Origin of the sequence: Lysobacter antibioticus (genome assembly GCF_000731095.1) — a bacterium.
Classification (GTDB): Bacteria; Pseudomonadota; Gammaproteobacteria; order Xanthomonadales; family Xanthomonadaceae; genus Lysobacter; species Lysobacter antibioticus_B.
The window spans coordinates 20439-32438 of the sequence record NZ_JMTZ01000167.1 but is presented as its reverse complement, the minus strand read 5'-3'; the positions used below and the strand labels follow the sequence as shown (position 1 = coordinate 32438).

The window sequence follows — 12000 nt, the reverse complement described above, 5'->3', positions numbered from 1 at the left end:
TTCCCGATTCCCGATTCCCGATTCCCGATTCCCGATTCCCGATTCCCGATTCCCGATTCCGGTCCCCAATCCAATGTTCGAACTCGCCACCACCCTCGACTGCAACGGCCGCCGCCTCGTCCTCGACCGCCCGCGGATCATGGGCATCGTCAACGTGACGCCCGATTCCTTCTCCGACGGCGGCGCTCACAACAGCCTCGAGGCTGCCGTGGCGCATGGCCTGAAGCTGGCCGGGGAGGGCGCCGACCTGCTCGACATCGGCGGCGAATCCACCCGCCCCGGCGCCGCCGAGGTGCCGCTGGAGGAAGAGCTGCGGCGCACGATCCCGGTGATCGAACGTCTAGCCCGCGAGACCGGGCTGCCGATCAGCATCGACACCTCCAAGCCGGAGGTCATGCGTGCCGCGGTCGCGGCCGGCGCCGGCCTGATCAACGATGTCTACGCGCTGCGCCGCGAGGGCGCGCTCGATGTCGCCGCCGAACTCGGCGTGCCGGTGGTGCTGATGCACATGCAGGGCGAGCCGCGTTCGATGCAGGCCGACCCGGTCTACGACGACGTCGTCGCCGAAGTGCATCGTTTCCTGGTCGAGCGTCTGTTCGCCGCCGAGATGGCCGGCATCGCCAAGAAACGGATCGTCGTCGATCCCGGCTTCGGCTTCGGCAAGACCCTCGCCCACAACCTGGCCTTGCTTGCGCAGTTGCAGCGTTTCGGCGAACTCGGCGTGCCGGTGCTCGCGGGGCTGTCGCGCAAGCGCAGCATCGGCGAGCTTACCGGCCGCGACGACGCGCACGAGCGCGTCCACGGTTCGGTGGCCGCGCACCTGATCGCGGCCCAGCGCGGCGCGAAGCTGCTGCGCGTGCACGACGTCGCCGCCACCGTCGATGCGATCAAGGTCTGGGAAGCGGTCGCGGCGCAGCCGATGCCGCGGCGCGCGGCCGCGTCGGCGCCGGGTCTGAAGTGGCCCGACGACGAGTAAGTCCCTTCGCCGTTGCGATGCCCGGCGCGTAGCCTCGATTACCGGAACGGAAGCGGCGGCCCGCGGCTTGAGCGCGGAAAACCGCAATCGCCGCAGCGCAGGGTCTGCGGCGCAGTGCGTTCAGCGGCAGATCGTTGCGAGCGATCTGTCGCCCGCTTAGCGCCATCTCGTCTTCAACAATCGCCATGATCGCGAAAGCCTTGCCGCGCAAGGCGTGAAACACCTTGCATGAAGATTGTCCGCAGCCTTGTCCACAGGCATCGCGGACGGCGCGATGCGCTCGCTTCGATGCGCCCGAAGCTGCGGTGCCGTCCCTCCTGAGTTTCGGGCACCGAAGCATCGAGCCGTATCGATGCCTTCGATCCTGACCTGAGCGGGCGCTCGCGAAGTCAAGCATTTGACGCGGTGGGCAAGGCTTGTTCTTCGACACGGGAGCGGCGGTCAAAATTTCGCCATAATCCGTGCGCCCTTGCCGTACAAAGCGTGAAACCCGATTCCATCGTATGTGTCCGCAGCTTTGTCCACAGCGATTGTGGACATTGCGCAAGCCGTTTCGCGCAATGAGCGGCCTGCGCTTGTGCATCGGCCGGAAAATTTGCGCGATCCCGGGCGGGAGCGAAGCCTGCCATGCGCGTTCGAGCCTCGTTCGCGCCAGGCGGGACCGATGCGCGGCCAGGCGATTTCGGCCCTTTTCGTGCGTGGTCAAATTTTCGCCATAGTTGCTTCGGCCTTGCGGCATAAGGCGTGAAACCCGATTGCATCGCCGCTGTCCGCAGGTTTGTCCACAGGCTTTGTGGACATCGCTGCGCGCATGCCGCGGGCGATGCGGTCGCCTGTTTGTTGCGAGGCGATACGACACCATGCCGTTTGTGTCCGTAGCGGCGACGGGCGTTCATCGAGTGCTGCATCGCCTTCCATGTCAAGCCTTCGGCGACGGATTCCCGCGGATTTCCTCGCGACGGACGCGTGGCGAAAAATTGATCAAACTTGTCGCGGCCTTGTCACATAAGGCGTGAAACACGGTTGCACGGTGTCTGTCCGCAGGTTTGTCCACAGCGATTGTGGACAGCGCTTCGCGTCGCTTGCGCGCGCCGTGGTCGTGCGGCGATTCGGATCGGTTGGGGATGCCGACTATGAGATGCAAGTCAAGAAAAATAAGTGATCAATAAATGATCAAACTTATCGCGAGCGTTACGCCGCAACGGATTGCGCTTGCTCCGCGACAGACTGTCCGCAGGCTTGTCCACAGGCTGTGTGAACAAACGTCATGGCCTGGTCAAAAAAACGACAAACAAGCGTGATCCCTTGCCAGGCCTGGGCGCGATGGGTTTGTCCACAGGCTTGCCCCAGTGCTTCTCCACAACGTCTGTGGAGCGCGCGTTGCCGCGCCGACCAGGTCGCGAGTGGGGCAGGTTGGGCCGAACCGCCGCTTCCTCGATGCCCGCGCCTGTGCGAGGCTGCCGGCTCGCTCCACCGCCGTGCCGCCGTCCCGCATGAACGTTTCCGCCGATCCCCGTCCGCTCGTCATCGCCCTGATGGGCCCGACCGCGTCAGGCAAGACCGCGCTCGCCCTGGAGTGGGCGCGGCGCCTCGGCGGCGAGATCGTGAGCGTGGATTCGGCCCTGGTCTATCGCGGCCTGGACATCGGCGCGGCCAAGCCGAGCGCCGCCGAGCTGGCCAGCGTGCGCCATCACCTGATCGACGTGCGCGAGCCCTGGCAGCCGTATTCGGCCGCCGAGTTCGCGCTCGACGCCCGCCGCGCGCTCGACGACATCGCCGGCCGCGGGCGCCTGCCGATCCTCGCTGGCGGCACCGGCCTGTACTTCCACGCCTTGCTGCACGGCCTGTCGGCCATGCCCGAGGCCGATCCGGCCACGCGCGCGCAACTCGCCGCCGAAGCCGAGACGCTCGGCTGGGCGGCCCTGCACGAGCAACTGGCACAGGTCGATCCCGAGGCCGCGGCGCGCATCCACGCCACCGACGCCCAGCGTATCCAGCGCGCGCTGGAAGTGTTCCGCCTGTCCGGGCGCAGCATGAGCGAGTGGCGCCGCGCCTCGCTCGCCGCGCCGCGCCTGCCGTACCGCGTGCTCAAGCTGGTGCTGGCGCCGGCCGAGCGCGCGGTGCTGCATGCCCGTATCGAGCGCCGCTTCGAGCAGATGCTCGCCCAGGGTTTCCTCGATGAAGTCCGCGGCCTGCGCGCGTTGCCGGCGCTGCAGGCGCATCCGCGGCCGCAGGACTTGCCGGCGATCCGCGCGGTCGGCTACCGCCAGGCCTGGGAGCACCTCGACGGCGACTACGACGCCCGGGAATTCCGCGATCGCGGCGTTTACGCCACCCGCCAGCTCGCCAAGCGCCAGTTGACCTGGCTGCGCGGCGAGCTTGACGCCCGCTGGTTCGATCCTTTGCGCGATGCGGCCGAACTGGAGGGCGCCCTGGCCCTGTTTATGGGCGCCGGCCCGCTATAGACACATTCGGCGCTTAGAATGAGGCGCGTAAACCCGGAACCGGGTCGCAATGTTTGCTATCACTTGCGTTAACATCGGCCGGTCGCCCTGTGGGGACAACAGCCGGCGATACGGCCGTGCTCCGCACCATCGGTGCCGGGCGTGCCGTCCTAATAACTAGAACATGCTGGGGAATTAGAAGATGTCTAAGGGGCAATCCCTACAGGATCCTTTCCTGAATGCGCTGCGTCGCGAACGCGTACCGGTCTCGGTCTACCTGGTCAACGGCATCAAGCTGCAGGGCACGATCGAATCCTTCGACCAATTCGTGGTGCTGTTGCGCAATACCGTGAGTCAGATGGTCTACAAGCACGCCATTTCCACCGTGGTTCCCGCGCGCAATGTCCGCGTCGGTCCGGGCGGCGGCTATGTGCAGTCCGCCGATGGCAGCGACAATGGCGACGGCGGCGACGAAACTGAGTAATCCGATGACGATGGCGGCGCTCGCGCCGACGGTGCGGACCAGTGTTTGAACGTTCGCGCAAAGGTGAGCACGCGCTGTTGATCCAGCCTCATGCCGGCGGGCCGCCGGATGAGGACCTGCTGGAAGAGTTCGCCGACCTGGCCCGGTCGGCGGGCGCGAGCGTGGCCGCGGTCCTGACCGCGCGCATCGACCGCCCGAACGCGGCGACCCTGATCGGCAGCGGCAAGCTCGACGAGGTCAAGGCCGCGGCCGAGGCCAGCGGCGCCGACCTGATCTTGGTCAATCACCCCTTGTCGCCGGGCCAGGAGCGCAATCTCGAGCGCTTCCTCGAACGGCGCGTGGTCGACCGCACCGGCCTGATCCTCGACATCTTCTCCCAGCGCGCGAAGAGCTCGGAAGGCAAGCTGCAGGTCGAACTGGCCCAGCTCAAGCACATGGCGACGCGCCTGGTGCGCGGCTGGACCCACCTGGAACGCCAGCGCGGCGGCTCCATCGGCCTGCGCGGCCCCGGCGAAACCCAGCTCGAAACCGACCGCCGCCTGCTGCAGAAACGCCTGGAGCAATTGCAGCGCCGCCTCGACAAGGTCGAAGTGCAGCGCACCCAGATGCGCCGCGCGCGCCTGCGCAGCGAACTACCGCGCGTGGCCCTGGTCGGCTACACCAACGCCGGCAAATCCACCCTGTTCAATGCGATGACCGGTGCCGAGGCCTACGCCGCCGACCAGTTGTTCGCGACCCTCGACCCGACCGTACGCCGGATCGAGCTCTCCGGCGGCGCCGCGGTGCTGGCCGACACGGTCGGTTTCGTCCGCGACCTGCCGCATGAGCTGGTCGCCGCGTTCCGCTCGACCCTGTCGGAGGCGCGCGAGGCCGACCTGCTGCTGCACGTGATCGACGCCGCCGACCCGCTGCGCGACGAGCGCATCGCCCAGGTCGACGCGGTCCTGAACGAAATCGGCGCCGGCGATCTGCCGCAGGTGCTGGTGTTCAACAAGATCGACCGCCTCGACGGGGTCGAGCCGCGCATCGACCGGCCCGGCGAAGACAGCAGCCGGGTCTGGGTGTCGGCCCGCGACGGCCAGGGCCTGGACCTGCTGCGCAGCGCGCTGGGCGAGGCCCTGCAGCTGCGCCACGTCGCCGGCAGCGTGCGGATCGCGCCGCAGGACGCACGCCTGCGCGCGCGCCTGCACGAGCTCGGCGCGGTGCGTTCGGAACAGGCCGACGAGCACGGCTGGCTGGTCGAGGTCGACCTGGCCGTGGCCGACGCCCAGCGCCTGTTCGCCCAGGCCAACGGCGAAGCATTGCGCCCCTTGCTTGAGGCCGTTCAGGCCCCCACCTAGAATCGACGGGTTCGTGCGCGGGTGACTGCGTGCGGACTCCCGCGGCGCAACCGGCGCCGTGGACCGGTCGCGGCGCAGGCCGAGGCCGGTGCAGCGGGCTGGACACAGGACGTCCCGCCCGGCGCCCACATCTTTAGGAGCAGGCATGGCCTGGAACACCCCTGGCAGTGACAATTCCGGCGACAACCCGCGTCCGCCGCGACAACGCAAACCGCAAGGTCGCGGTCTCGATGCTGTGATCGAGCCCTTGCGCGGCTTGTTCGGCAACGGAGGCGGCGGGATCCTGCGCTGGGTCGCGCTGCTGATCGGCCTGTGGCTGGTGTTCAACTGCTTCGTGCTCGTCACCGAGCAGGAACGCGGCGTGGTCCTGCGCTTCGGCGTGTTCTCGCGCGTGCTGCAGCCCGGCCCGCACTTCAAGGCGCCGTGGCCGATCGAACGCGTGACCAAGCTCAACGCGACCCAGAGCCAGGCCTACACCGAGACCATCCCGGTGCTGACCCGCGACGGCAACATGGTCAACGTCGAGATCAACGCCCAGTACCGGATCGAATCGCCGCGACTGTTCCTGTTCGGCTCGCGCAAGCCCGACGACGTGCTCAAGCAGGCCGCCCAAAGCGCCGTGCGCGAGCAGATCGGCCGCTCCGACCTCGACACCGTGCTCGGCGCGCGCAGCGTGCTGACCACGCAGGTGCGCCAGCGCCTGCAGGCCTCGCTGAAGGACTACGAGACCGGCCTGATCCTGACCGAGCTCAACCTGCCCAACGCGCGCCCGCCCGACGAGGTCAAGGATGCGTTCGACGAAGCGCAGCGCGCCAACGCCGACAAGACCACCTCGATCAACCAGGCCCAGGCCTACGCCAAGCAGATCGTTCCGGAAGCGCGAGGCGAGGCCCAGCGCGTGCGCACCACGGCCGAGGGCTACAAGACCTCGACCGTCGCCCGCGCCCAGGGCGACGCGACCCGCTTCTCGCTGCTGGTCGACCAGTACAAGAGCGCGCCCGACGTCACCCGTAAGCGCCTGTGGCTCGACACCGTGCAAGACGTGTTGAGCCAGAACCGCAAGATCGTCGGCGGCGATTCGCGCCAGGTGCTGTACGTGCCGATGGATCGCAACGTGCCGACCACGCCGGGCCCGGTCAGCGTGCCGCTGGTGACCCAGCCGGAAATGCTGAGCCCGGTCACCGCGACCGAATCGCAGTCCACCGTGCCCTATGTCGGCCGCCCCGCGCGTCCGAAGTCCCGCGACGAGGTGATCCGATGAGAGTTCCCGCCCTGATTGCCGCGGGCATCGCCTTGCTGCTCGCGTTGCTGGGTTCGATGTTCGTGGTCAGCGAAGGCCACAGCGCGATCGTGTTCCGCCTCGGCACCGTGGTGCGCGAGGACATCGGTCCCGGCCTGCGCTTCAAGTGGCCGCTGATCGAGACCGCGCGGGTGTTCGACCGCCGCCTGCAGATCCTCGAATCGCCGCCGGAGCGTTACCTGACTGCCGACAAGCTCGACGTCAGCGTCGACTTCTTCGCTCTCGGCCAGATCGACGACATGCGCCGCTTCTTCCAGGCCACCGGCGGCGACGAAACCGTCGCGGTCGAGCGCCTGGCGCCGATCATCCGCGATTCGCTGCGCAACGAGATCAACTCGCTGAATCTGCTCGACGTGGTCAAGGGCGATCGCGAAGCGGTGATCGGCAAGCAGCTCGAGACGATCAACAAGGGCGCCGCGACCCTGGGTATCCGCATCAAGGACATCCGCATCAAGCGCATCGACCTGCCGCAGGACAGCAACGTGCTGGCCTCGGTGTACAACCAGATGCGTTCGCAGCGCCTGCAGGTCGCCAGCCAACTGCGCGCCGAAGGCGTCGAACAGTCGCAGGCGATCCGCGCCACCGCCGACCGCGACAAGACCGTGATCCTGGCCGAAGCCGAACGCGACGCCCAGCGCCTGCGCGGCGAAGGCGACGCCGAAGCCACCCGCCTGTACGGCGAGGCCGCCAGCAAGGACCCGGCGTTCTTCACCTTCCAGCGCAGCCTGGAGAGCTATCGCAAGTCCTTCGCCGACGGCCAGAGCGTGATCGTGCTCGACCGCGACGATCCGTTCCTGCAATACCTCAAGTCCGACCGCTGATCGCGCATGGTCGGTGAGTTGATCCGGGCACTGTGCCTAGTCGCAGTGCTCGAAGGCCTGTTCCTGTTCGTCGCCCCTCACGGCTGGAAACGCGCAGCCGAGCAACTGCAGGCATTGCCCGACCGCCACCTGCGCATCGTAGGCGGCGTTGTGGTGGCGATCGGGGTGGTTTCGCTGTGGGTGTTGCGGGGCGGGTGAGGGCGTGGTCGTTCACCGGCCTGCGGCGACTACCGTGCGTCGGAAATGCCGATCTCGCGTGCCGCATCGATGACGTCCCGGACCCGCTCGGGGCCGGGCCAGCCGACGATCTTGCGGACCACCCGTCCGTCTTTGATGAAGTAAAAGGTGGGCGTGTTCCAGGTGTCGAGCTCGCGCCACTCTTTTTCCTTGTAGACAATCGACATCGGGACGTCGGGGTGCTGCTGGTTCCAACTGCGAAGTGTTTCGATCTGGAATTGGCGATCCTGCGGCGTCAGCCAATGAGCACCGCCGAAGAAGGTGGACGATCCCCCTGGTGCCGTTTTTAGGTCCTGCACCGCGCGGCGGGTGAAACCGCAGGACGGGTGAGCGACCACGATGATCTCCGCCGCCTTGACCTGGCGAGGCTGCAGCGATAGAGCGCCCCGTTCGCCGATTTTCCATTCCCGTGCGCCGTTGCTTGGCGCGGACGCCTGTTCTCGCGGCGGAAGCGGCTCCATCTCGGGATTACCACGACGTGCGTAAAGCGCTACGGCATCGTCCAGGCGTCGGGTTTGGACGAGCGCGCCATACATCGCCGCATACTGCGCTGAGGTGGCTTGCCGCTTGGCCTCCAGCAATTTCAGGTAATGCGACATGTCGTCGAGATAGCGCTCATTGAGCGTATAGAACACGGCTTGTGAGGCAGCGCGAAACCCCAACGACAGATCCTTGGTGGATCGATTTGCCTCGGTTCGCGCTGCCTCGTTTCCGAACAGTTTCTGGTAACTGCGTTCGATCGCGGAAGCTTTCTCCGCATCGGGTTTGTCCAGCACGGAAACAACGAGGCTGTCGAACTTCTGGAACTTCTCTTCGATGACGCTCAGCTTCGCAGACTCCGCCGACGCCGCGGCGCACAGAGAGCAGAGAAGCGAAACTGCCAGGAGTGGAATGAAAGAATTCTTCATCGATAGCTCGTCGTTTTCGCCATGGAGGCCGGTGCCGTTACTCTTTTGCGCAATTGCCGCCGATGCAGATGTAGTCGGTAGCACGTCCGCAGGTGGCGGGGGTCACGCATCGATAGTCGTTGTAATCGCTCATCGGTCGAACGATGCCGGCGTTGTCATCCAAACGCATGATGGCCTCATCGGTGTCGTTTTCCAGGCGAATTCCGTGAATCAAGGAAGTCGTGTGCTCAACGCCGAATAGGCTCAGGATCCGATAAATCTGACTGGCCGTCAGCTCTTGTTTCAGATCTGCGTAGTTGTAGCTTGTCAGGCCGTTCTTGTTGAACGACAAGCCCTGGATGAATCTCGCTCTGGCTCCTTCGGACAGCGTCGCCAGAGGCGATAGGGATGTCGGCGTGGATCGAATGTACGTGGCGAGGGCTTGTGAGCTCTTGATCGGCGCGAGCCGGAGCGCAATGTCGCGACGAGCTTGCTCATCCTCTCCGAGTGTGGTCAATACCCGTGTGATTTCAGTATCTTTCGCGACAGCCACGGTATCGTTGGCGGCTCGTACGTTGAAACATGAAATCGCGAAGAGACCAATGATCGTCGTTAACAGAGTTCTGTTCATGCAATTCTCCTTATGCATATATTCCCCTGCTCTGTGATTAGATCACTGGTTCCGCGGGTCAGGTCATCGCAATGGCGATACTGTGGAAACAATCGTGAATAAGCACATTTGAATTTGGCGAACTGTGAAATAGCTTGGTACTTAGTTAACAATGCTCTCTGTTGATTCATCACAGAGGTGTGTCGATAGGGCTCGATAAATGTACCGATACACTAATGGCTGGGCGCATTCAGCAAGCACTCTGCTCACGGCCTTTACATGACCGGGCGCCCAATCGGGAGCGAATCCGAAGCGACGTCTTGGCTGCATCCGAGTAGCGCGGCGGCTGCAACCGGCAAGAACATGGTTCTCAGCCCGTGTACGGGCCCTTGGCCTCGCCCCAGCCCCAGCGCGGCATCGGCGCCTGCGGGTCGACCGTGACGCCCGGCTGCGAATTGATCACCGCCAGGCGCGAACCCCACTCCAGATAGCCCACCAGCGCCGAGCGGAACTCCGGGTCGTCCGGCATGCCGAGCTCGTCCGCGGTTTCCAGCAGCAGGCTCACCCAGCGGCGCCGCATCTGCTGGCTCAGGTGGCGATTGAGATGCTGCTGGACCATATGCGGATGCCCGCCGTGCCGCTTGCTGTAGTCGTCCGGCCCGCCGAGCACCTCGGCAAGAAAGCTCGCGACATGACCCGGATGGTCCGCGCCCATGTGCTCGAACACAGGCCCCAACAACGCGTCGGCCTTGACGTGTTGGTAGAAACGATCGGTGAGCCGATTCAGCGCATCGATGCCGCCGAGCCACTCGTATAAGGAGGGAATGCTTTGGTTGGACATGGTGTCGTTTGAGGTCTGCTGGGTTGGCGGCTGGGCCGGAAAGGACTGGCTTTATTCTGCTTGCTCTGACGTCGGCAGCTTGTTTGCGGTTCTCAAATATAGGCCTGCCGGGTGCTTGGGCCGAGCTCGATTCGGCATGAACTCCCGCGGACCGTGATTCGCCCGCCGTTGCGGGTCAGCGCATCCATACGGCATGCGCCGTCGACCACGAAGGGCAAGGGAAGGAATACGTAGTACGTCATCCCTTCGGTGTGCAGCGATGCTTCGGATATCTCAGCGGGTAGTTCGCGAATATTGTTTTCGACCTCAGCGTCCGAGAAGATCAGTTCCGCCTCATAGAGCTCGATATAGTCTTCAAGGTAAACAGCGGCATTTGCCAGGCCGATGCTGACGAGACCGGCATCGCGCAGGACCTGGGTGAGGCTGGCGTCCTCCAGGTAAATAGCTGGCTGGCTTCTGGCGGTCATGGTTGCGGCATTGGACTAATCTGCGGCGTGGTCGAGGCCGTAGGCGTGAGTATGGGGAACTTCAGTCTTGGCCGGTATGCCCCTAGCGTTTCCATCTGTAACTTGATCCGGGAGTTCGCTGCCGACGCAGCGGACCTGTATGGCTAGGTGCCGGATTCGATTTTTACGTCGTGCTGCTTCGCCAGCTCAAGCAAGTGCTTGTATATCTCTGGTTTGCCTGCCGCTCAAGTCTCACACGATGGTCTGCTGAGTCAGCAGGATCTGTTGCGCCGGCGCCCGCTGCGCTTTCGATAGCATGGCGGCTCGCTGAAACTGAAGGTATGAGCGGCTGCCGGCGGAGACCACATGTTGGGTAATGCTCACGCGGCCAAGCGCACTGAGATAGGCGCGATAGACCACGAACTGCTGGTCCCGTACGGCGAGGTGCGGCCCCTTGTCCAATACAGCGTATTCCGACATCGCAAACGACAGGGCTGCCTTGGCGACAGCGGGATGCACCTCATCCTCCGGCAAGGAGAAAACGGCGAGGTACGACATCCGCATGAACGTGCATAGCTGGTGCCCCAGTCCGCATTCGACTTCGCAATTTTGCAGGCGCACCGACAGGTGGCGAGGATGGTCGTGAACGGCGAACTCAAGCTCGCGGACGCGGGATGCCACCTCGTGAAAGGACAGGGCGAAGTAGCGGCCTTTAGAAGCCTTGGAATCCAGGTCTTGCGACATGACGAGCAGAGATGGCTAAACGCTGTTGCCGAGTCTAAGGCAAAGTTTCTGGCCCGGGCGCACCTCAAGTGTCTGCCATGGTTCGAAAGAAACGATTCGCGGCCGTCGCGATTCCGGGCAGCTGCCCCAGCTCCACGACGAGGTCGCTTCGTACTTGCCATTCCTCGGGTATTCCGAACGGGCTGTGGATGACGATGGTGAGCGTTACTCGTCCCAACGGCGAGCAGGCGGCGGCAAGCGAGAAGTCCCCCTCCAATGAAACATATCGCTCGCTCCCGGGCCAAGGGCGCTCATGGATGGCCAGGCGCGAGAAGAACTCGGTCAACCCGGATGCGCCGACAAGGCAATGGACTTCCTGGGCGGCATGGATCGAGGTGCCGCGAAGTTCCACCGAGAACGAATAGTCATCCGCACCGGAAAACCGAAGCTCCTTGTCGGTCGACGCTGATTTGATGATGAAATCCGTCGTTTCTATGGCCCAGTTCCTGTAGTCGGTAATGCTTAATCGAAACGGTCGGCGAAAGGTTGTCGCAATGACGCTCAGACGGCTCGGGAGGCCTGTCAGATGCCTCTCGCATGTCCCATTGCACGGCACCGGTCTACGCCGGATGGCTCTTGCCAGTCGACGAGTCTCGATGGAGGCTGCCAGCAAATATGCCCGCAACCCCCGCCTATGTTCTGAGCCTTGCCGCTGGCGAGGCAGGACACCAGACAATCGTCTCCGACATTGCACCGGGCGGACAGAATCTCGATCCAGCAGCGCTCGGCGGCGGAAACGTTCTGAGCTGGTCGAAGCCGAGCCGAACAATGCTTGCTGGGCCCGTACAGAAATGAGAAGTCGGCCGGTGGTGGTGGTGGCGGCGGCTGGGT

General features: G+C 64.6%; 14 protein-coding genes. 7 read left to right on the top strand and 7 right to left on the bottom strand.

The window, feature by feature from the left end:
- The first annotated feature begins 73 nt into the window (after positions 1-73).
- On the top strand, positions 74-976 hold the full coding sequence (gene folP, locus EX88_RS0123140) for a dihydropteroate synthase (RefSeq protein ID WP_031374344.1): 903 nt from the start codon (positions 74-76) through the stop codon (positions 974-976).
- A 702-nt stretch (positions 977-1678) separates the two neighbouring features.
- On the opposite strand, the gene EX88_RS26350 is transcribed toward folP, so the two are convergent.
- On the bottom strand, positions 1679-1894 hold the full coding sequence (locus EX88_RS26350; protein WP_152566441.1) for a hypothetical protein: 216 nt from the start codon (positions 1892-1894) through the stop codon (positions 1679-1681).
- A 575-nt stretch (positions 1895-2469) separates the two neighbouring features.
- Between EX88_RS26350 and miaA the strand changes: the two genes are divergently transcribed.
- The 6 genes from miaA (at position 2470) to EX88_RS0123110 (ending at position 7563) form a co-directional block, all read left to right on the top strand.
- The gene (gene miaA, locus EX88_RS0123135) at positions 2470-3441 is read left to right on the top strand and encodes a tRNA (adenosine(37)-N6)-dimethylallyltransferase MiaA (protein WP_031374343.1); all 972 of its coding nucleotides are present in this window, start codon (positions 2470-2472) and stop codon (positions 3439-3441) included.
- Positions 3442-3622: 181 nt separating this feature from the next.
- Positions 3623-3904 carry an RNA chaperone Hfq gene (gene hfq, locus EX88_RS0123130; RefSeq protein WP_031374342.1) on the top strand — a complete coding sequence of 94 codons (282 nt, stop codon included), beginning with the start codon at positions 3623-3625 and terminating at the stop codon, positions 3902-3904.
- A 41-nt stretch (positions 3905-3945) separates the two neighbouring features.
- Positions 3946-5244: a ribosome rescue GTPase HflX gene (gene hflX, locus EX88_RS0123125; RefSeq protein WP_031374341.1), complete on the top strand. Its 1299-nt coding sequence runs from the start codon at positions 3946-3948 to the stop codon at positions 5242-5244.
- Positions 5245-5389: 145 nt separating this feature from the next.
- Positions 5390-6505, top strand: a complete 1116-nt coding sequence (hflK, locus tag EX88_RS0123120) for an FtsH protease activity modulator HflK (RefSeq protein ID WP_031374340.1) — start codon at positions 5390-5392, stop codon at positions 6503-6505.
- Complete coding sequence (gene hflC, locus EX88_RS0123115) at positions 6502-7365, top strand: protease modulator HflC (RefSeq protein ID WP_031374339.1); 864 nt, start codon at positions 6502-6504, stop codon at positions 7363-7365. The genes hflK and hflC overlap by 4 nt, the downstream gene beginning before the upstream one ends.
- A gap of 6 nt (positions 7366-7371) precedes the next feature.
- Positions 7372-7563: a DUF2065 domain-containing protein gene (locus EX88_RS0123110; RefSeq protein WP_031374338.1), complete on the top strand. Its 192-nt coding sequence runs from the start codon at positions 7372-7374 to the stop codon at positions 7561-7563.
- A 29-nt stretch (positions 7564-7592) separates the two neighbouring features.
- On the opposite strand, the gene EX88_RS0123105 is transcribed toward EX88_RS0123110, so the two are convergent.
- The 6 genes from EX88_RS0123105 to EX88_RS0123080 all read right to left on the bottom strand — a co-directional run bounded on the left by EX88_RS0123105 (position 7593) and on the right by EX88_RS0123080 (position 11782).
- The gene (locus EX88_RS0123105; protein WP_031374337.1) at positions 7593-8510 is read right to left on the bottom strand and encodes a hypothetical protein; all 918 of its coding nucleotides are present in this window, start codon (positions 8508-8510) and stop codon (positions 7593-7595) included.
- A gap of 37 nt (positions 8511-8547) precedes the next feature.
- Positions 8548-9120, bottom strand: a complete 573-nt coding sequence (locus EX88_RS24920) for a hypothetical protein (RefSeq protein ID WP_152566440.1) — start codon at positions 9118-9120, stop codon at positions 8548-8550.
- A 349-nt stretch (positions 9121-9469) separates the two neighbouring features.
- Entirely contained in the window at positions 9470-9940 is a 471-nt protein-coding gene (locus EX88_RS0123095) for a group II truncated hemoglobin (protein ID WP_031374335.1), read from the bottom strand.
- Positions 9941-10032: 92 nt separating this feature from the next.
- Entirely contained in the window at positions 10033-10407 is a 375-nt protein-coding gene (locus tag EX88_RS0123090; RefSeq protein WP_031374334.1) for a hypothetical protein, read from the bottom strand.
- A gap of 231 nt (positions 10408-10638) precedes the next feature.
- Entirely contained in the window at positions 10639-11130 is a 492-nt protein-coding gene (locus EX88_RS0123085) for a hypothetical protein (RefSeq protein WP_031374333.1), read from the bottom strand.
- Between the two features lie 64 nt (positions 11131-11194).
- Positions 11195-11782 carry a DUF6228 family protein gene (locus EX88_RS0123080; protein WP_152566439.1) on the bottom strand — a complete coding sequence of 196 codons (588 nt, stop codon included), beginning with the start codon at positions 11780-11782 and terminating at the stop codon, positions 11195-11197.
- Positions 11783-12000: the final 218 nt, after the last annotated feature.

Coding starts and splice junctions, on each gene's coding strand:
- folP (WP_031374344.1), top strand. CDS start 74: ATGTTCGAACTCGCCACCACCCTCGACTGCAACGGCCGCCGCCTCGTC.
- EX88_RS26350 (WP_152566441.1), bottom strand. CDS start 1,894: ATGGAAGGCGATGCAGCACTCGATGAACGCCCGTCGCCGCTACGGACA.
- miaA (WP_031374343.1), top strand. CDS start 2,470: ATGAACGTTTCCGCCGATCCCCGTCCGCTCGTCATCGCCCTGATGGGC.
- hfq (WP_031374342.1), top strand. CDS start 3,623: ATGTCTAAGGGGCAATCCCTACAGGATCCTTTCCTGAATGCGCTGCGT.
- hflK (WP_031374340.1), top strand. CDS start 5,390: ATGGCCTGGAACACCCCTGGCAGTGACAATTCCGGCGACAACCCGCGT.
- hflC (WP_031374339.1), top strand. CDS start 6,502: ATGAGAGTTCCCGCCCTGATTGCCGCGGGCATCGCCTTGCTGCTCGCG.
- EX88_RS0123110 (WP_031374338.1), top strand. CDS start 7,372: ATGGTCGGTGAGTTGATCCGGGCACTGTGCCTAGTCGCAGTGCTCGAA.
- EX88_RS0123105 (WP_031374337.1), bottom strand. CDS start 8,510: ATGAAGAATTCTTTCATTCCACTCCTGGCAGTTTCGCTTCTCTGCTCT.
- EX88_RS24920 (WP_152566440.1), bottom strand. CDS start 9,120: ATGAACAGAACTCTGTTAACGACGATCATTGGTCTCTTCGCGATTTCA.
- EX88_RS0123095 (WP_031374335.1), bottom strand. CDS start 9,940: ATGTCCAACCAAAGCATTCCCTCCTTATACGAGTGGCTCGGCGGCATC.
- EX88_RS0123090 (WP_031374334.1), bottom strand. CDS start 10,407: ATGACCGCCAGAAGCCAGCCAGCTATTTACCTGGAGGACGCCAGCCTC.
- EX88_RS0123085 (WP_031374333.1), bottom strand. CDS start 11,130: ATGTCGCAAGACCTGGATTCCAAGGCTTCTAAAGGCCGCTACTTCGCC.